General features: G+C 42.7%; 19 protein-coding genes. 18 read left to right on the top strand and 1 reads right to left on the bottom strand.

What is annotated here, in order from left to right:
* Window positions 1-46 precede the first annotated feature (46 nt).
* From J0B03_RS04045 to J0B03_RS04005, 9 genes are all read left to right on the top strand, one after another.
* Window positions 47-1111 (top strand): TRAP transporter substrate-binding protein, encoded by a 1065-nt coding sequence (locus tag J0B03_RS04045; protein ID WP_207300581.1) that lies wholly within the window; start codon window positions 47-49, stop codon window positions 1109-1111.
* 71 nt (window positions 1112-1182) lie between these two features.
* Complete coding sequence (locus tag J0B03_RS04040) at window positions 1183-1692, top strand: TRAP transporter small permease (RefSeq protein ID WP_207300580.1); 510 nt, start codon at window positions 1183-1185, stop codon at window positions 1690-1692.
* Window positions 1680-3017, top strand: coding sequence for a TRAP transporter large permease (locus J0B03_RS04035; protein WP_207300579.1), 1338 nt, complete (start codon window positions 1680-1682; stop codon window positions 3015-3017). The genes J0B03_RS04040 and J0B03_RS04035 overlap by 13 nt, the downstream gene beginning before the upstream one ends.
* A gap of 17 nt (window positions 3018-3034) precedes the next feature.
* The gene (locus tag J0B03_RS04030; RefSeq protein ID WP_207300578.1) at window positions 3035-4303 is read left to right on the top strand and encodes an aconitase X; all 1269 of its coding nucleotides are present in this window, start codon (window positions 3035-3037) and stop codon (window positions 4301-4303) included.
* On the top strand, window positions 4303-4716 hold the full coding sequence (locus J0B03_RS04025) for an aconitase X swivel domain-containing protein (protein WP_207300577.1): 414 nt from the start codon (window positions 4303-4305) through the stop codon (window positions 4714-4716). The genes J0B03_RS04030 and J0B03_RS04025 overlap by 1 nt, the downstream gene beginning before the upstream one ends.
* 28 nt (window positions 4717-4744) lie before the next feature.
* Window positions 4745-5998 (top strand): aconitase X catalytic domain-containing protein, encoded by a 1254-nt coding sequence (locus J0B03_RS04020; protein WP_207300576.1) that lies wholly within the window; start codon window positions 4745-4747, stop codon window positions 5996-5998.
* The gene (locus tag J0B03_RS04015) at window positions 5999-6418 is read left to right on the top strand and encodes an aconitase X swivel domain-containing protein (protein ID WP_207300575.1); all 420 of its coding nucleotides are present in this window, start codon (window positions 5999-6001) and stop codon (window positions 6416-6418) included.
* A gap of 42 nt (window positions 6419-6460) precedes the next feature.
* Window positions 6461-7675 (top strand): FAD-dependent oxidoreductase, encoded by a 1215-nt coding sequence (locus J0B03_RS04010; protein ID WP_207300574.1) that lies wholly within the window; start codon window positions 6461-6463, stop codon window positions 7673-7675.
* Window positions 7676-7829: 154 nt separating this feature from the next.
* The gene (locus tag J0B03_RS04005) at window positions 7830-8642 is read left to right on the top strand and encodes a Cof-type HAD-IIB family hydrolase (protein ID WP_207300573.1); all 813 of its coding nucleotides are present in this window, start codon (window positions 7830-7832) and stop codon (window positions 8640-8642) included.
* A 7-nt stretch (window positions 8643-8649) separates the two neighbouring features.
* On the opposite strand, the gene J0B03_RS04000 is transcribed toward J0B03_RS04005, so the two are convergent.
* Entirely contained in the window at window positions 8650-9384 is a 735-nt protein-coding gene (locus J0B03_RS04000) for a GntR family transcriptional regulator (protein ID WP_256436439.1), read from the bottom strand.
* Between the two features lie 262 nt (window positions 9385-9646).
* Between J0B03_RS04000 and J0B03_RS03995 the strand changes: the two genes are divergently transcribed.
* From J0B03_RS03995 to J0B03_RS03955, 9 genes are all read left to right on the top strand, one after another.
* Window positions 9647-10342 (top strand): GntR family transcriptional regulator, encoded by a 696-nt coding sequence (locus J0B03_RS03995; RefSeq protein WP_207300571.1) that lies wholly within the window; start codon window positions 9647-9649, stop codon window positions 10340-10342.
* 28 nt (window positions 10343-10370) lie between these two features.
* Complete coding sequence (locus tag J0B03_RS03990; protein ID WP_207300570.1) at window positions 10371-11414, top strand: 2-hydroxyacid dehydrogenase; 1044 nt, start codon at window positions 10371-10373, stop codon at window positions 11412-11414.
* 24 nt (window positions 11415-11438) lie between these two features.
* Window positions 11439-12122, top strand: a complete 684-nt coding sequence (deoC, locus tag J0B03_RS03985; protein WP_207300569.1) for a deoxyribose-phosphate aldolase — start codon at window positions 11439-11441, stop codon at window positions 12120-12122.
* A 67-nt stretch (window positions 12123-12189) separates the two neighbouring features.
* A complete protein-coding gene (locus J0B03_RS03980) occupies window positions 12190-13233 on the top strand; it encodes an alcohol dehydrogenase catalytic domain-containing protein (protein WP_207300568.1) in 1044 nt (347 codons plus the stop codon).
* A gap of 16 nt (window positions 13234-13249) precedes the next feature.
* Window positions 13250-14317, top strand: coding sequence for a uroporphyrinogen decarboxylase family protein (locus J0B03_RS03975; protein ID WP_207300567.1), 1068 nt, complete (start codon window positions 13250-13252; stop codon window positions 14315-14317).
* Window positions 14318-14332: 15 nt separating this feature from the next.
* Complete coding sequence (locus J0B03_RS03970) at window positions 14333-14968, top strand: cobalamin B12-binding domain-containing protein (RefSeq protein ID WP_207300566.1); 636 nt, start codon at window positions 14333-14335, stop codon at window positions 14966-14968.
* A gap of 17 nt (window positions 14969-14985) precedes the next feature.
* The gene (locus J0B03_RS03965) at window positions 14986-16341 is read left to right on the top strand and encodes a uroporphyrinogen decarboxylase family protein (RefSeq protein ID WP_207300565.1); all 1356 of its coding nucleotides are present in this window, start codon (window positions 14986-14988) and stop codon (window positions 16339-16341) included.
* A 60-nt stretch (window positions 16342-16401) separates the two neighbouring features.
* A complete protein-coding gene (locus J0B03_RS03960) occupies window positions 16402-17325 on the top strand; it encodes a CobW family GTP-binding protein (protein ID WP_207300564.1) in 924 nt (307 codons plus the stop codon).
* A gap of 244 nt (window positions 17326-17569) precedes the next feature.
* Window positions 17570-18133, top strand: a complete 564-nt coding sequence (locus J0B03_RS03955) for a PTS sugar transporter subunit IIA (RefSeq protein ID WP_246798183.1) — start codon at window positions 17570-17572, stop codon at window positions 18131-18133.
* Window positions 18134-18150 lie beyond the last annotated feature (17 nt).

Raw genomic sequence — 18150 nt, 5'->3', positions numbered from 1 at the left:
CTGCCGAGAGCAGATTATTATAAAAATATTTTTAGGGGGACATGGAATGAAAATGAAAAAGTTTTTGGCACTGATGGTAACGATTTCATTGATCATTGGTTTTGCTGGGTGCTCTGGAGGAGATTCTGGAGATGGCGACAATGGTGATGGAGGAGACGACGGCAAGGTATACGAATGGAAAATGGGCACCATCTACAACGATCCGGTTTCCAGACCGGATTTCAACGCATTTGGTGAATCCATGCAGACATTCATTGATTTGGTAAATGAACGAAGTGAAGGAAGAATTGTGATCACCCCATTCTACAATTCCGTTTTGGGTGCTTCCGGAGAATTGTACGATCAAATGCGAAGAGGAGAGTTGGAAGTATTTTATGGCCAGCCTATGTCCAACATCGATCCTAGATTTGGCGTATTCAATCTGCCATATATCATGAGCGATTATGATCAAGTGCTTGAGTTGGTTGCAAATCCAGATGGAGAGCTGTACAAGCTGGGACAAGAACTTGTTGCGGACAATGGAGGACACCTGGTCAGTTCAGGAGCTTCCCTGTTTAGAGGATTCTTCAATACGAAAAAAAGAGTGGCAACTGTTGACGATATGGAAGGTTTGAAAGTTCGTACATATGAAGATCCAATCGTTCATCAATTTTGGGCTGGAATCTCCAACGCAGCTCCCATGCCTTACAGTGAAGTGTACACCGGATTGCAGACAAATGCTGTAGACGGATTGGAATTTGCTGCTACATCTGTTGTCTCTTCGAAATTTTACGAAGTTGGAAAGTTTTATTCCGACATCAACTGGCAGTGGACCTGGGGTGCCAACATCATCATCAGCCAGGAAAAATGGGATGAGCTGCCAGACGATTTGAAGCAGATCGTATCCGATGCAGCATGGGAAGCCATGGAAGTTCAATACGAGTTGGAGTCGGCTAACACGAGCAAAGCAATTGATGAGTTGAAAAACAACGGCGTAGAAGTGTATAACCTGACGGACGAAGAAAGAGCTACCTGGATCGACTACGCACGATCTTTAGATGAAACTTTTGCAGAAGAAATAGGGGAAGAGACAGTTCAAAGAGTACTGGATGCCATAGCAAGTCTGGAGTAGCATTCAAATAATTATTTTCCCTCTTTGCTAAATTTAGTGAAGAGGGAAAATTTATAAAGGAGGCGATGTTGTTGAGTCGAACAAAAGAAATATTTGAGCGATTGGAAAAGCGGCTTTATCAGGTTGTTAGCAACTTGCTCGGGATCGCAATGATTGCTCTGACCGGAATTATTCTGGTTCAAGTATTTGCAAGATATGTTTTAAATGTTTCCATTGGTGGCTTTGAAGAATTGCCATTATACCTGATGATTATTTCTGTTTGGTTGGCAGCACCCTTTGTTGCTAGAAGGGACCAACACGTGAAGATCGACCTGTTGAATCTTGTGATCAAAAACGATAGAGTCAATAAATTTATAGAAGCAGTTTTACGGTTGATCACCACGGTTGCATTATCATCATTTTTTGTTCTTTGCGTAAAATTTGTGGCAACCAGTCGTCAATATGGCGATGTAACTCCAGGACTGCAAATCCCGTTCTGGATGATCCAAAGCGTTCTGGTTTTCAGTACGTTTATGATGTCTTTTTATTACATCTTGCTAACGATCAAAAGCTTTAAGGAGGCAATCAAATGGAACTCTTAATTTCAACCGGACTGATCCTTGTACTTATCTTCATGGGCATGAGTGTTCCATTTTGCTTTTTGTCAGGATCTTTGTTTTATGCATTTTTATCAGGCGCCAGCACCGGTGGTTATGTATCAACGGCATTCAACGCCCACACTCACGGTGTATTGGCAATCCCTTTGTTTATGATCGCAGGAACCTTGATCGAAAAAAGCGGTATTGCCAAGACCCTCATCGATTTGGGTGAATTGATGCTTCGCCGTTTCAAAGGTGGAATGGGCGCCACCATACCGGTAGTTTCCGCTTTCTTTGGTGCTCTTAGTGGATCTGGAACGGCAACGGTTACGACCATGGGAACCATGTTGACACCGAGATTAGAAGAGCTTGGATGGGATCGACGATATTTAAGCGCATTTATTGCAGCCGCAGGTCCGTTGGGGTACATGATTCCGCCGAATATGAATGCAATCATTTATACTACGGTTTCTTCGGCTTCTGTTGCAGCCTTGTTTCTGGCAACCGTCATTCCGGGGATCATTTGGCTGGCTCTATATCTGATCATCAATCGTTTGACGTACAAGCAATGGTACAAGGTACCCGAATCTGTGGAGAAGCAGACGGTACAAAGTTCATTGAATGATCCTGCTTTGATGGAACCAGTTAAGAAAACATCATCCTTGTCCATCGTCATCGATTCCATTCCAGCCTTTCTTATGCCGGTGATCATCATGGGTGGTATATATTCAGGTATATTCAGTGCTACGGAAGCTGGTGCTGTTGGATGTCTTTATGCACTGATCGTAGGAATTGCCTACTACAAAAAAATCAAACTGCGTGATGTGTTTAAAACATTTTTAAATACAGGAAACTCTTTGGGATCCATTTTGATCATGTTTCCCATGACCTTGATGTTTTCCAGGATCTTGGTCGTCAACAACGTACCAGCAATGCTCACCGAGTTTATAACAGGTTTTTCCACGAATCGATTGGTGATTTTGTTGATCATCGATATCGTTTTGATTTTTGCCGGTTGCTTCCTGGACGTTGGTGTTCTGTTGCTTGTGTTCACACCCTTGCTGCTGCCGACTGCCAGCTTGATCGGACTGACCCAGGTTCAGTTGGGTGTCATGATGTTTGTTGCAGTAGGTGTAGGAACAATTACACCGCCAATGGCTATGAACTTGTTTATTGCGGGTAAGATATGCGATGTCGAATTGAAGGACATGTTGAAGCCCTTGGTACCGTTCCTGTTGTTTGCGGCATTGCCCATGATGTTCCTGGTAACATATTTCCCGGAACTATCCTTGTGGTTGCCGAGACTTGTATTAGGAGCCATTAATTAAAATGGAGGAGGAAGACCATGTATTTAAGAGACGATGAAAAAGCAATGCTAGACGGAAAAGAAGGTTTGGCTGTTCAAAAGGCCATGGAGATGTTGGTCCGCTACGGAGAAGCATTAGGTGCTGAAAAGCTTGTGGACACCAACAACGTTGGTGGTTACATGATTGCAGATAAAGTTCAAATGGAACGTTTTGGAAGTTTCAACAAAGTATTTTCCGAGTTGAGCATCGACAGCGATACGGCCATTGAATTTCCGAAGGTAAAAGTAGGTTCCTGTCAGTTTGAAACACCAATGGATCCGGACTACTATCACTTGGCAGGCAAAACAAAAGAAGATTATGATCTTTATCAGAAAAACATGGAGTTTCTGGCCAACATGGGGATCCAGCTCATGTGCACATGCACTCCGTATCAGGTGGGGAATGTTCCTGTAAAAGGGGAGCATTGTGCCTGGATGGAATCTTCTGCCGTTGTATACATCAACAGCGTACTTGGAGCGAGAACCAATTGTGAAGGCAGAGAAAGTACAACGTCTGCCATGCTGACAGGTAAGATCCCATATTGGGGTTATCATATTCCGGAGAATCGGTTGGGGACTCATTTGGTGGAAGTAGAATGTGACATTAAAACAGCGAAAGACTGGGGGCTCTTGGGATATTACGTTGGTAAGATCGTGCAGGATAAAGTGCCTGTCATCAACAACATCAAACATAATCCTGCCATGGATATGATAAAACATTTTGGAGCAGCTGCAGCTTCCGCAGGAGGCATCGAAATGTATCATATTCCTGGTATCACAGCAGAAGCAAATAGCCTGCAGGACGCTTTTGGAAAAAACAAGCCTAGAGAGCTCATCACTTTTGGCAAAAAAGAGAAGGAAGAAACCTACGAAATATTAAATTCCATCGGCAAAAAGACGGAAGTGGATTTTGTCATGCTGGGATGTCCTCACTATTCTATTGATCAAATATGGAATTTGTGCAAGATGATCGAAGGGAAAAAAGTAAAAGATGGTGTGAATTTCTGGGTATTTGCAGCTCAATCCATCAAAGATCTGGCCGTCCGAAACGGGTTTGAAAAAATAATCAATGACTTTGGCGGACTTCTGATGAGAGATTGTTGTCCTGCACTTGGCCGTTTCAAGCCGGAGGGTTCCACGGTCATGGCTACAGACTCTGCGAAGCAAGGACATTATTTGCCCAACATGACAGGCATCGAAGCATGGTATGGTTCGACACAGGAATGCGTGGATGCAGCCGTCACTGGTCGATGGGGAGGTAAACTATAATGGGAAAAATCATACTGCACGGTAGAAAAGTCGTAGGAGGTTGTGTAGAAGGAGAAGCACTGGTCACTACGGAAACTATTTCAGGTTGGGGAGGGATCGATCCCAAGGAAGGAACCATCATCGACTTGCGGCATGAATTGGCAGGAGAAAAATTTGCAGGAAAAGTGTTGGTTTATCAGGGTGCAAAAGGTTCTTCCGGATGGTCCGGACAATTCCATGAAGCGAGATTGAACAACGTGGCACCACTGGCCATGGTCTTTAACGAGACAACGACCAAGATCGCACTTGGGGCAGTAGTGACGAGAGTCCCTGCCGTCACCGATTTGGATCAGGATCCGACCAAAGTTATCGCTACAGGAGATTGGGTCAAGGTAGATGGAGACAATGGCATTGTTGAAGTGACCAAAAAATGATCACCTGTGGGATGAGAAAGGAAAGAATATGTATCTGACGGATGAAGAAAAAAGTATGTTGAATGGAGACCATGGGGAAATAAAACAGAGATGTATGCAGTTTTTGGTGGATTACGGCGAGGTTGCCGGTGCGGAGCATCTGATCGATCTGGATGGCAATGTAGACCTTCATCCTCCCTATGGCAATTGGCTGGGAGATTATGATGTTTCCTATGAAGAGGTCGTGGAGCTGGCGGAAATAGGGGAAAAGTTCAAAGTACCCACCTTTGCCAACAAAGCGGTGAATCCGGGGATGATCGTGGATGGTTGGGAGAAGATCGATCTGGAACCATTTACAAATCCCGAATTTCGAATGAAGCAGGAAGAAATGATGAAACCCTACATGAAAATGGGAATGGTCCCGATCCTTTCCTGCAACTATTATTTGGTGAGTTCCTACACTCCCACGGTTGGACAGCATTGCGCATGGGTGGAGAGTTCTGCGATCCCCTGGGGCAACGCAGTTCTTGGCGCCCGCACCAACTTTGACGGTTGTTTTCAAACGGCATATTTGGGAAAAGTCCCGGCATATGACATGCATCTGGATGAAAACAGAAAAGCGACCGTTTTGGTGGAATACATGGATGAGCTGAAAACGGATATGGATTATGACCTTTTTGGATGGGCTGTTGGTGAAATGGTTGGTTTGGAAGTTCCGGCGCTGATTGGTGTTGGGAAACCGACGACTTCCCAGTTGGTTAAAATGAACACCAGCTTGAATACGGGAGGCCAGGTGCGGATGTATCATGTTCCGGGATTGACACCGGAAGCACCGACTCTGGAAGCTGCATTTTCCGGAAATTATCAGCGAAAGATTCAACTTGGTCGCGATGATCTGAGAAAAATTTACGACAAAATGAATTACGCATCCAACGATCAGGTGGATTTCGTGTACCTGGGCTGTCCCCATTACAACATTGAAGAGATCCTCAAGGTTGCCCGATTGGTGGACGGGAAAAAACTGAAAGCAACAATGTGGATCACCACCAATCCGTCCAGTTATAAAGTAGCGAAAGACATGGGGCTCATCGAAATCATCGAAAAAGCCGGCGGGAATGTTCTTTCAGGCACCTGCCCGGGGATACTCGGTAAACTTCCACCCAGTACGGTCATGGCAACCGATGCCGCCAAGCAAAATTATTACATCAACGGAATCTATCAGGATCTTCATGTTTGGTACGGAACAACAGAAGATTGCGTAGAGTCGGCCATCAAGGGTGTTTGGCAAGGAGAGTGGAAGTAGATGAATGAAGAAAGAAAAATCATTCTAAAAGGAGAAAAGGTGTATCCCGGCCGGGTAGAAGGCCAAGCGTTGGTCAGCAAGATGCCTTTGATGGGCTGGTTGAACGTAGATGCGGAGAAGGGTGTCATTACCGAAAGAAATCACCCATTAAAGGGAATCTCATTCAAAGGGAAGATCCTTGTTTTCCCAGGACCGAGAGGTTCCGGTGGTTTTGTTTCTTTTGGAAGATCCAAGTTTTATGGTCAGAATCCTGCGGCATTTGTATACACAAAAGGCAACAATTTGACCATATTTGCTGCGATGGAGGCAAAAGTGCCGGCGATTACGAATTTGGATCAGGATCCGACCGAGGTCATTGAAACAGGAGATTGGGTCGTTGTGGATGCCGATCTTGGCATAGTAGAGATCACGAAAAAATAATGCAGCATGTCTGTCAAAGAATCTGATACAGGAGGAACACGCATGACTTCTTACATTATAGAAAAAGAGAGAAAAACAGACATTGCACTGGAATGTGATGTGTTGGTTGCTGGTGGTGGCATAGGAGGTGTGGCTGCAGCAATTGCAGCTGCCCGCAATGGGGCAAAAGTAATCCTTTTGGAAAGGGAATTCCTCTTGGGAGGATTGGCCACACTCGGCTTGATCACCATATATTTGCCCATCTGTGATGGAATGGGACACCAAATCTCTTTTGGTTTGGCGGAGGAATTACTTCATCTTTCCATCAAGCACGGCGCAGAGAAGCATTACCCAAAGGCGTGGCTGGAAGATGGAACACAGGAAGAAAGAATCAATAAGCGCTTTATGACCCAATTCAATCCACATATTTTTGCCATAGAAATGGAGCAGATGCTTCTGGATCTGGGTGTTCATGTTTTATATGGATCCGTCGCAGTGGATGTAAAAAAAGAAGGGGATCGAATCGACTCGGTCATCATAGAAAACAAATCCGGACGTAGTGCCATTCGTTCAAAAACCGTTATCGACAGCACAGGAGATTCTGACATATGCAAGTATGCGGAAGCAGAAACTGCGGTTTTCAAAAACAAAAATGGGCTTGCCAGCTGGTATTACTATTACGAACAATCGGAAGTTCATTTAAAAATGTTTGGATTGGCCGATCTGGTGGAGGGTCACAACACACAGGGAACAGGCAACGAAACCGTCGAAGTGATCAGCAACAAGCGATACACGGGACTGGATGGTCTGGAGTTGAGCGAAATGGTCATCAATGCCAGACATGAAATGTTCAAGGACATTATGGAAAAGAAAGCTAAGAATCCGGAGTACGTACCTGTCACCATTTCCAATCTGCCCTTGGTTCGGATGACCCGAAGGCTCTGTGGGAAATACACTATGGACGACAGCGAGATGCATACATATTTTGAGGACAGCATCGGGACCATCTGCGACTGGAGGAAGAGAGGACCAGTCTATGAACTGCCTTTCCGATGCCTGATTGGGGATGACATCAAAAACCTTTATGTTGCAGGTCGAAACATCAGCGTAACGGACGCCATGTGGGACATCACACGGGTGATCCCGGTATGTGCCGTCACCGGCGAAGCAGCTGGTACGGCTGCAGCCTTGTATGGAGATGTGGACAAGGTGGACATCAAGGGATTGCAGGAGCAACTATTGGCACAGAATGTGGTGTTGCATCATAAGTTTGAGTAAAATCTAAAAAATCATAGGGACGGTTCTTTTGATTACGGGCGCGATCAAAAGAACCGTCCCTATGATTTCTGCGTTTTATATAGAATAAATCTTTACTCTTATCATCCTGTTGTATATAATTAAGTACATACGTACAAAAGGAAGAGGGATAGATTTGATCAAATTGATTGCCATTGATATTGACGGTACCTTAGTTGACTATAACCAGAGCGAAATATCTAGACCTGTTAAATTTGCCATTCGGAAGGCAAGAGATTTAGGGATAGAAATAGTTCTGATATCAGGACGAAATTACTACAGCATGAAAAAATTCGTAAGTGAATTGAATCTCCATGGGGCAGCATTGACCATAAACGGTGGTGTTGTAGTAAACACGGATCAAGAAAAGATCATGCGAGAATCGATCATTCCTTCGGATGTGGTGGAAAAAATGCTGAAAATCCTCGATCAGGATCAAACTCCTCGAATCGTTTTTTCAGGACTTGCTTTGTATGTAGAGCCAAAATATGCACAACATGAAACAGTAAGATATTTGATGAAAGAAAAGGACAATGTCTTACTAGTGGAAGATATGTTTATACATGCTAAAAATAACAATGTCAACAAAATCATGGCAATGACGCAAAATGAAAAAATCGCAGAAATTATTGATAAAATCAAACCAATAAGCAAAGGCATATTGAATATGGAACGAGGTTTGGATAATCACGTAGACATATATCCCTCATCTACCAGCAAAGGTGCTTCACTAGCATATGTAGCGAAACAGAAAGGAATAGATAAACACGAGGTCATGGCGATCGGGGATGCGGAAACAGACATATCCATGTTGTTGGAAGCCGGCGTTGGCGTAGCTATGGGAAATTCATTGAGTAGCGTATGCAAACACGCAGACTTTATTACAAAACCAGTCTGGGAAGATGGTGTCGCCCATGCCATAGAAACTTTCATACTAAAAGATCGCTGAGTTGAACTCAACGATCTTTTTCTTTTTGGTCTGCGTAAAAATCCAGTGATATTTTGATCAAATATCGACCGCTGGAATAAACGATAGGAACTCGATTCTCATCATATGTGACCCGTTGTCTAAGTAGTGCCGGAGTTCCTTTTCGACAATCCAGCAGTTTGCTTTCTTCTGGGTCCAGTAATACGGCGGACATGATGTCATGAATGCTGACCAGGTTGTATTTGTATTTTTTTTGTATCAATGAATAACTGGATTGCCCCTCGCCCTCGCTGGTAAACAAGTCAGGATTGAAATCCGGTAACAGTCTTGTTGGTGCATACCAGTCTTCAATTGTAACTGGATGATCATCGATGTAACGGATCCTTTTTATGTAGTATACGGTCTCTGATTCCGGGATTTCCAGTTTTTCCGCAATTTCAAAAATGTTTGATACGATTTTAAAATCAATGATCTCTGTTCTTAAACTTTTATTGTTTTGGAGAGTGGAGGCGGTGAAGCTCACCACACCGTACATTGATTCCTCTACTTTAGGCGTTGCAACGATGGTTCCCTTGCTGGCTCTTTTTTCTAAAAGCCCGTCGTATACTAAATCTGATATGGCTTTTCGTACGGTAGCTCTACTCACATCAAACTGTTGTTGTAATTTTTCTTCTGTCAAAATCTTGTCTCCGGGTTTTAAATCACCGCTATTGATTTCTTGTCGTATCATTTGAGATATTTGATAATACAATGGAATAGGCATATCCCGATTTAATTCGATTTTTGCAATATTGTTTATATCTTGGTTGGTATCCTTGAACCGCATTCACATCAGCCTCATTTCTTCTGCATTTAATATCAATATAACATTTAATGGTACTATTGTCCATACATACGATTAAAGAAAATTCTGTAAAAACTAGTTGAAATAAAAACTTGACGAATCAAAGAAATGCGTATATCATTATACATAGGTTGTATCGTACGTACGATATAACATAACAAACAAGAGATGGAGGATGACCATGAACAGAGTAGCAGTAACACTTTATGGAGAAATTATTAAAGGAAAGTACACAATCAAGCAAGCATTGCCAACAGTAGAAGAATTGGCGAAAGAGTATCAAGTAGAAGAAATTGACGTGAAAAATGGAATAGGTGATTTGATATACGAGGGAGTTTTGCAAAGAAACCCCAGGAACCAAGACGAAGTAACGGTTCGACCAGAGAGTTTGTGGGGTCTGGTAGGCGGTAATCACAGTTTTACTAATGAAGCGAAAAAAAGAGGGCAAAAGCCTGGGAACCGCGTTTTGACTTTTGAAAAAAGACCGGCATGGCCTCAGGTGATGAAACGACTTCAATTGGATGAAGGAGATGAAGTTGTTGTCTTGGAACGTTTGCTACTTGCCGATGAACATGTAGTTGGTTTGGAATTTTCCTATATGCCGAGCAAACTCTACCCAGGCGTGTCCAGAGACATGTTCGAAGGTGGCGGATCCACTTTTAAGGTCATGCAAGAGAAATTTGGACATGTTTCCGAAAAGGGTGTTGACGAACTGGCGGTTGCGACGTTAGAGAAAAGGGAAGCGGAGCTGTTTGGAATGGAACCAGGTGTTCCGGTACTTATTCGATTCCGTGTAACTCTTAATCCGGAAGGTGTCCCAATCAAAGGTTCAAGAGCCATTTACTTGTTCAGTCCAGGATATGAACTCAATATTTAACGAAAATATATGAGGAAGAAGGGGAAATATGAAGATATTATTGTCAGGTGACAAGTTCATTACAGTGGACATTATGCGAGATGCTGTAGCAGAAGTATTTGGAGAAGAAGCAAACTCTTTCGAATATGTGACCCACACCGGGAACTGGCCCATCGATCCTATTTGTAAAAATGATGAAGTATCAGAATTTTGCGGAACGGATTCCGATTTGATTTCTTTGGTCGAAGACGTGGATGTAATTATGACACATACTGGATGTGTCACAAAAAAATTGATCGAGGCTGCGAAGAATCTCAAGGTTTTGGGTGTTGGGCGGGGAGGTCCCGTCAATATAAACGTAAAGGCATGTACGGAAAGAGAAATACCGGTGGTCAATGCACCAGGAAGAAATAGTGGAGCGGTAACTGAGTTTACCATCGGGTTGATGCTGTCTTTGACACGGAACATCACCTTTTGTCATGATTCTTTCTTCAATAATAAACAATGGCGCGGTGACATGTACGCCTATGAATATATTGGAAACGAATTGGGTGAAAGCACAGTTGGGCTGGTAGGATTTGGGGCTATTGGCATGAAAGTGACCAAAATATTGAATGCATTTGGGAGTCGTGTCTTGGTTTATGATCCTTACATTAAAGAGGAAGACCAGAAGAAACATGATTGCACTTTTGTGGATTTGGAAACATTGATGAAAAGTTCCGATGTCGTGTCACTACACGCCCGTTATAGCAAAGAGACGGAAAAAATGATTGATGAAAAATTATTGGCTTTGATGAAACCGAGCGCTGTTTTGATAAATACGGCTCGTGGAGAGCTGGTAGACCACGATGCTTTATACGATGCATTGGCATCAAAAAAAATCAAAGGTGCGGCATTGGATGTTTTTGAAGGTGAACCACCTGCTGACAACAGCAAGCTGTTTGATTTGGATAATGTCATAGCCTGTACTCACCTTGGTGGAGCCAGTATTCAAGCGGCAGAGATTGGTGCTACCAAAGCCATACAAGGAGTCTATGACATTCTCCATGGAAACAAACCTGAATTTTGTGTGAATCCGGAAGTTTTAAAATAAAATAAAAATAAAAGGAGAATTATGATGAAAAACCTAAAAGCCAGTGAAATTGCAAAAATGATCGACCATTCTTTGTTGCAACCGCAAATGACGAGAGAAGAAATCGACGAAGGCTGTGACATCGCCATTAAATATAATACTGCATCTGTTTGTGTCCGAGGTTACGACGTATCGTATTGTGTAAAAAAACTGCAGGGAAGTGATGTCTTTGTAAGTGCAGTCATCGGATTTCCTCATGGAAATGGTACTTTGGCCAGCAAAGTGTTTGAAACAAGCGATACCATCGATGAAGGAGCAAAAGAAATTGACATGGTGGTGCCTATCGGTTTGGTTCGTTCTGGAGAATTTGACTATGCCAAGCGGGAAATTGGTGAAATTTTGAATGCATGTGTAAAAAAGAATGCGATTTTGAAAGTGATTTTTGAGAATGCTTACTTGACGAAAGATGAAATTGCGGAACTTTCCAGGATCTGTGATGATTTGGATGTTCATTTTGTTAAAACATCAACCGGATATGCACCAAGCGGAGCAACTGTAGAGGATATCAAACTGATGAGAAAGATTTGCAAACCATCCATTGAGATCAAAGCAGCAGGTGGCATCCGTACACTGGATCAGTTTGTGGAATTCTATAATGCAGGTGCAACTCGTCAAGGGACCAGATCTACTGTAGAAATCATTGAGGACGCTATCAAGCGGGGAATGTAGTTGTTTCTGTTTATTTTAAAGATGGATATTGGATTTCAATGCATAAAAATTTAGATGAGGTGAAAAAATGAAAGCACTGGTTCTTAATGGGAAACAAGATGTGGAATATAAAGAGATCCCCACGCCGGAGTGTCCGGACGACGGATTTTTAATGCGGGTCGAAGCAGTTGGTTTGTGCGGTTCGGATGTAAGAAACTATACACATGGCCACTCCAAGTTGCAGTATCCTGCCGTTTTAGGACATGAAAATGCTGGTATCGTAGTTGAGGTGGGAGAAGCATGCAAAGAGTATAAAGTAGGAGATAAGCTGGTTTTGAATCCTGCAATACCTTGTGGAAAATGCTACTATTGCGAAAACGACAATCGGGGACTTTGCGAAAACTTAAAAGTTGTAGGCACTCAAGTTCAGGGGGGATTTGCCCAATATATGGCAGTTGGCAGTGATATCATTGAGAGGGGCCAAATCCTGCGCATGCCGGAAGATCTGGAATACGATCAAGTCATCTTGGCGGAATTGTTATCCTCTGTCATCCGAGCGCAAGAACAACTGGAAGTAGGATTGAACGATACTGTTGTTATCGTTGGTTCAGGACCGATCGGTTGCTTGCATTCTCAAATTGCCAAATTGCGTGGAGCGACAACCATCGTCATGGCAGACATCAATCAAGAGCGAGTAGATGCTGTTCGTCCTTTTGGGGGTACTCATTTCGTGAATTCCGCAGAAGTGGACCTGGTGCAGTATGTAAAAGATCTGACAGGGGGAATCGGCGCAGATGTTGTCATCGTTGCAGCACCTTCAGCAAAACCCCATCAGGAAGGTTTGTTGATGCTAAAAAAAGAAGGAAGACTTTCTATTTTTGGCGGTTTGAGCAAGGAAGATCCCTGGTCTACCATGGATGGAAACCTGATCCACTACAATCGACTTAAAATCATTGGGGCGTATTCTTATTCACCCTGTGATTTCAAGAAAGGGTTTGATTTACTGGCTGGCGGACAGATAAACATGGACATGATCACCCATCGTTTGCCTTTGAAAGATATGGAGCAAGGAGTACAGCTGATCCGCGAAGGCAAAGCGATGAAAGTAGTTTTGTTGCCACAAGTAGAGTAATGAAGGAGGGGAAATAATGTCTACTGGAAAAGAAACGATGACAAGCATGGAACGTTACAGAGCTACTTTGGACAGAAAACAGACGGACAGGATCCTATTTTTCCATAGGGGTTATGGATTTTGTGCAAAAAATACGGGATTTAGTATAGCTGATATTTATGAAGATCCTATGAAAAGTTTTCTGGCACAGTCAAGAACAGCAGAACAGTTCCACTCGGATGGAACTCCTTTTTACACTTTTGTATCTTATGGTTCCTGGGAATTCGGTGGAGAGATCCATTGGCCTGTCGATCGATATGCATCAGGACCATCCGTGTCTAAAAGACCGATCTCCAAACCGGAAGAACTGGATGATTTGGTATTGCCGGATCCGAAAACTGCAGGTTGTGTTCCGAAAATGATGGAGTTCGCAAAATTACAAGAAGAAAACGGCGTTCCCATAGCATTTATCTGCGGAAGTCCTTTCACTCATGCAGCGAACCTATGTGGTGTGGATACTTTTATGAAATGGTTGATCAAAAAGCCGGAAGCTGCCCACAAGGCCATGCGGCTGATGACCGATCATATCACATCTGTTGCCGAATATTTTATTGAAACTTTTGGAAAAGACCGTGTATTGGCCCGTTCTGCGGCACCATCGGAAAGCAATAAACTGATTTCACCAAAGCACTTTGAAAAATTTGCATTGCCTTACCTGAAAGAGCTTCATACGAAAGTATTGGATCTAGGCGCAGAACGGTTTTATGTGCATATTTGTGGAGAACACAACGACAATCTGGAACTCTGGCAGCAAATTCCCTTTGGAGATCCTGGAATCCTAAGTTTTGGTCATGAAGTCACCATTGAAACGGCGGCGAAAACTTTTCCGGATCACGTGATCGCAGGAAACCTTGATCCGCAGATCATCGCCAAAGGAACTCCACAAGAAGTATTCGAAGGTTCAAAAAAAGTGATCGAAGACGGAATGAAGTATGCGGAAGGTCGATTCCTATTCATGAGTGGATGTGAAATTCCTTCCAGTACACCGGCTTACAATATTTATATGATGCAACAGGCTGTTGAGGAATTCGGTTGGTACAAATAGAAGGAGAGAAATAGAATGGAGATATTAAAGAAAATTGCAGATTCATTAATGGAGTTTGAACCGGATGATACTGTGGCTCTTGTCAATGAAGCACTGGAGAGTGGATTGAGTCCAAAACAGATTCTTAACGAGGGATTGATCAAAGGGATGGATGTTGTTGGTCAACTTTTCAAGGATAATGAGATCTATGTACCGGAAGTCTCCATGGCTGCAGAATGCTTGACGGAGGCCTTGGAGATCATAAAACCTCTTTTAGTAGAAGAACCAGGAGACATTCAGGTAAAAGTAGTTATAGGTACTGTTGAAGGTGATATCCACGATATTGGAAAGAGTCTTGTTGGAGTGATGATGGAGGGTGCTGGTTTTAAAGTTATTGATCTCGGAACCAACGTAAAAGCTGAAGAATTTATCCAAGCTGCCAAAGAAAATGATGCCGATATCATTGGTTGCTCCGCTCTTTTGACGACCACCATGCCGGTCATGACGGAAGTAGCTGCATTGGTTAAGCAAGGATCCTTGAACAAAGATGTGAAAGTCCTCTTTGGAGGAGCGCCTATCTATGAAAAGTGGGCGTTGGAAAACGGTGCAGACGGATATGCAGATGATGCATCCGGTGCCGTTCAACTCGTCAAGACGTTGATGGCGAAATAATAATTTGGAGGTACAGAATGGGAAAAGAACTGATTTTACAAGTAATGAACCACGAAGAGACCGAACGAGTGCCATGGGTACCTTTCGCTGGGGTTCATGCAGGAAAACTTAAAGGATATACAGCTAAAGAAGTATTGACGGACGGTCAGAAACTTTATGAATCCCTTATAGAAGTGAATCGTCTTTATAAACCAGATGGGATGCCGGTGGTGTTCGATTTGCAGATCGAGGCAGAAATACTAGGCTGCGAATTGCTGTGGGCGGAAGATGCTCCACCTTCTGTAAACTCACATCCGTATAGTGAAACAAAAGACTTGCCGTGTAAATGTAAAATCCCAAAAAAGGATCAAGGACGTATCCCTATGGTATTGGATGTCATGTCACGTTTAAGTAAAGAGATTGGGCAGGAAACTGCATTGTATGGCTTGATTTGCGGACCCTTCACCTTAGCTTCTCATTTGCGAGGAAATAAAATATTTAAGGATATGATCAAGGATGGAGAGTACGTCCAGAAATTGGTAGAATTTTGCGCAGAAGTTAATATGAAGATGGCGGAGTATTATATAGAGTCTGGGATGGATGTTATCGCCATTGTCGACCCGTTGGTCAGCCAAGTTTCTGCCCGGCACTTCGAAAAAAACCTGGCAGAAGCATTTTCCTCCGTATTCAGTTACATTCGAAGCAAAGGCAAGCTTTCTTCCTTCTTTGTGTGCGGGGATGCCACCAACCAAATCGAAGACATGTGCAAGACGGAACCGGACAATATCTCTATCGATGAAAACGTCGATATCGTTGCAGCAAAAGAAGTTACGGATCGGTATAACATTGCCATTGGAGGTAATATTCCTTTGACAACAGTTATGTTACATGGGAACCAGCAGGACAACATGAAGTACGTTGTTGATTTGCTTGATAGGATCTCCAAAAAAAATCTGATCATCAGCCCAGGGTGTGATATGCCTTACGATGTACCCATTGAAAACACGATCGGAGCGTCCATGGCTGTCTTGAACACAGATGAGTCACGCAAGATGGTTGAAAACTATGAAGCAGTAGAAGAAGATATTCCAGTTGATTTGCCAGATTATGAAAACCTGGAGCGGCCGCTGATTGAAGCATTTACGTTAGATTCGGCAACATGTGCTGCATGTACTTACATGTGGGGGGCTGCAGTCTATGCTAAAGAACAGTTTGGTGTAGACATCGACATTGTCGAATACAAATATACTACGAAAGAAAATATTGCAAGATGCAAGAAGATGGGCGTAACAAATCTTCCCAGTTTGTACATCAACGGTGAGTTGAAATGGAAGTCCATTATACCAAGTGAAGATGAACTGTTTGAAGAAATTCGAAAGCATATGAAAAAATAAACCAGCTATTGTTGGGGGGCCTGCCTAAGGCAGGCCTTACCGACCCAAGGGGGTCTTATCATGGTACAAATTGTTTTGATCACCGGGTTTTTAGGTTCCGGAAAGACTACAGTGCTTGCACAAATTTTAGAAAATATGAAAGACAAAAAAATCGGGATCATAGTGAATGAATTCGGCGATATCAGTATTGATGGCAAGATACTCAGCCGACAAGGATTTGATATGGTTGAGATCAACAATGGGTCCATCTTTTGTTCTTGCTTGAAGGATAAATTCTTGGATGTATTGATCGAATTGGTCCAATGGGACTTTGATTATATTTTTGTAGAAAGTACTGGATTGGCAGATCCTTCAAATATGGATAAAATCATTGAGGTATTAGGCAAAAAAGCTGGAGATGTGTTTCAGTATCGTGGGTCTATCGCCTTGGTGGATGGTGAGTTTTTTGAAGATTTGTTTGACATGCTTCCTGCAATAGAAAGACAAATACTTTTTGCGGATTGGATTGTTTTAAACAAGGCGGACACCAGAACAGAAGAAGAGTTGGATAGAATCAAGGAGAAAATTCGATCTATAAATCCTGTGGCCAAGTTGGAAGTGACAACATACGGCGCTTTAGATTATTCCGCGCTACTCACGGATTTGGAGTCTGGCTGGCGATTCCATGGCGAAAGCACCAACACTCCAGAAAGCCGGTTGACAGTTTTCAAAGTTGATCTAGAAGAAAATCTAGATAGGGAAAGTTTCATTGGGTTTTTGAAAGAAGTATGTACAGGAGCTTATCGTATGAAAGGGTACGGTGTATTGAATGGAAAAGTGCACCAAATTAGTTGTGTCAATTGTGCCATTCAGGTAAAAGAAGAGGATGCGGACAGTGTACCATTGCAGTTGGTTATAATATCTTCTGTAGGGATCAAGTGGATTCGGTTGGCGGAGAAAGCGTGGAAAAACAAATTCGATACTGCTCCAAAAATAATTTTATAGTAGTAAAATGAAGATTTATTACAAAATAGTATTGACGTGAATGGTGTAGCCGGTTATAATGAACATGACGTGATATCGTACGTACAATATAATGTATGTATTATACATATAAACAATGCAGATTTTCTACATAAAGATGTAATCGAAATCAACGTCAAAGAGTAATCGAATTCAATTGTATATGGATATAAACGTATTATAATACATATGACAAGTAGCCCATTAAGAATAGGAGAGTGATCATTTGAATACGGAAGAGAAAAACAAGGATTACAATTGCGAAAGCGAGTTGTGTGAAACGTTGTTGGATGATGAGTGTGCATGTTCCCCCGAAATCGTAACATTACAAACAGACGAATCTATGCTGGTAATCGACCAGACGGTTAAAAATAATAAAGACGTAATCCAGCTTCTTTGCGGCAAAGCCAAGGCAAAAGGTTTTATAACCGATGAGTTTGTTGAAAAAATATTGGCAAGGGAAGATGAATTTCCAACCGGTTTGCCTTCAGCAGTTCCGGTAGCCATTCCACACATCCATGATGGTTGTTTGAAGTCCTTCTTTTCCATGGCTGTTTTAAGAGAACCGATAGCTTTTGAATCGATGGATGGTTCGGACGACCCGATCATGACAGAAATCGTATTCCTGTTTGGAATCACAGATCCCTCCCAACAATGTGCAGTTCTCATGAAATTTTGCGAACTTTTCCAAGATGGAGACTGGATGAATGGCTGTAAAAATGCTACCACTAAAGACTCTTTGATAGAACATTTGAAGATAGGACTTGGGGAATACTTGGTAATATCTTAAACAAAGAAAGGATGATT

Origin of the sequence: Alkalibacter rhizosphaerae (assembly GCF_017352215.1) — a bacterium.
Lineage (GTDB): Bacteria > Bacillota > Clostridia > Eubacteriales > Alkalibacteraceae > Alkalibacter > Alkalibacter rhizosphaerae.
The sequence above is the reverse complement of the archived record's forward strand: the minus strand, read 5'-3'. Positions and strand labels throughout refer to the sequence as shown.

Bases quoted from the DNA above. Each gene is read 5' to 3' on its own strand.
- J0B03_RS04045 (WP_207300581.1), top strand. From the start codon at position 47: ATGAAAATGAAAAAGTTTTTGGCACTGATGGTAACGATTTCATTGATC.
- J0B03_RS04035 (WP_207300579.1), top strand. From the start codon at position 1,680: ATGGAACTCTTAATTTCAACCGGACTGATCCTTGTACTTATCTTCATG.
- J0B03_RS04030 (WP_207300578.1), top strand. From the start codon at position 3,035: ATGTATTTAAGAGACGATGAAAAAGCAATGCTAGACGGAAAAGAAGGT.
- J0B03_RS04025 (WP_207300577.1), top strand. From the start codon at position 4,303: ATGGGAAAAATCATACTGCACGGTAGAAAAGTCGTAGGAGGTTGTGTA.
- J0B03_RS04020 (WP_207300576.1), top strand. From the start codon at position 4,745: ATGTATCTGACGGATGAAGAAAAAAGTATGTTGAATGGAGACCATGGG.
- J0B03_RS04015 (WP_207300575.1), top strand. From the start codon at position 5,999: ATGAATGAAGAAAGAAAAATCATTCTAAAAGGAGAAAAGGTGTATCCC.
- J0B03_RS04010 (WP_207300574.1), top strand. From the start codon at position 6,461: ATGACTTCTTACATTATAGAAAAAGAGAGAAAAACAGACATTGCACTG.
- J0B03_RS04000 (WP_256436439.1), bottom strand. From the start codon at position 9,384: ATGCCTATTCCATTGTATTATCAAATATCTCAAATGATACGACAAGAA.
- J0B03_RS03995 (WP_207300571.1), top strand. From the start codon at position 9,647: ATGAACAGAGTAGCAGTAACACTTTATGGAGAAATTATTAAAGGAAAG.
- J0B03_RS03990 (WP_207300570.1), top strand. From the start codon at position 10,371: ATGAAGATATTATTGTCAGGTGACAAGTTCATTACAGTGGACATTATG.
- deoC (WP_207300569.1), top strand. From the start codon at position 11,439: ATGAAAAACCTAAAAGCCAGTGAAATTGCAAAAATGATCGACCATTCT.
- J0B03_RS03980 (WP_207300568.1), top strand. From the start codon at position 12,190: ATGAAAGCACTGGTTCTTAATGGGAAACAAGATGTGGAATATAAAGAG.
- J0B03_RS03975 (WP_207300567.1), top strand. From the start codon at position 13,250: ATGTCTACTGGAAAAGAAACGATGACAAGCATGGAACGTTACAGAGCT.
- J0B03_RS03970 (WP_207300566.1), top strand. From the start codon at position 14,333: ATGGAGATATTAAAGAAAATTGCAGATTCATTAATGGAGTTTGAACCG.
- J0B03_RS03965 (WP_207300565.1), top strand. From the start codon at position 14,986: ATGGGAAAAGAACTGATTTTACAAGTAATGAACCACGAAGAGACCGAA.
- J0B03_RS03960 (WP_207300564.1), top strand. From the start codon at position 16,402: ATGGTACAAATTGTTTTGATCACCGGGTTTTTAGGTTCCGGAAAGACT.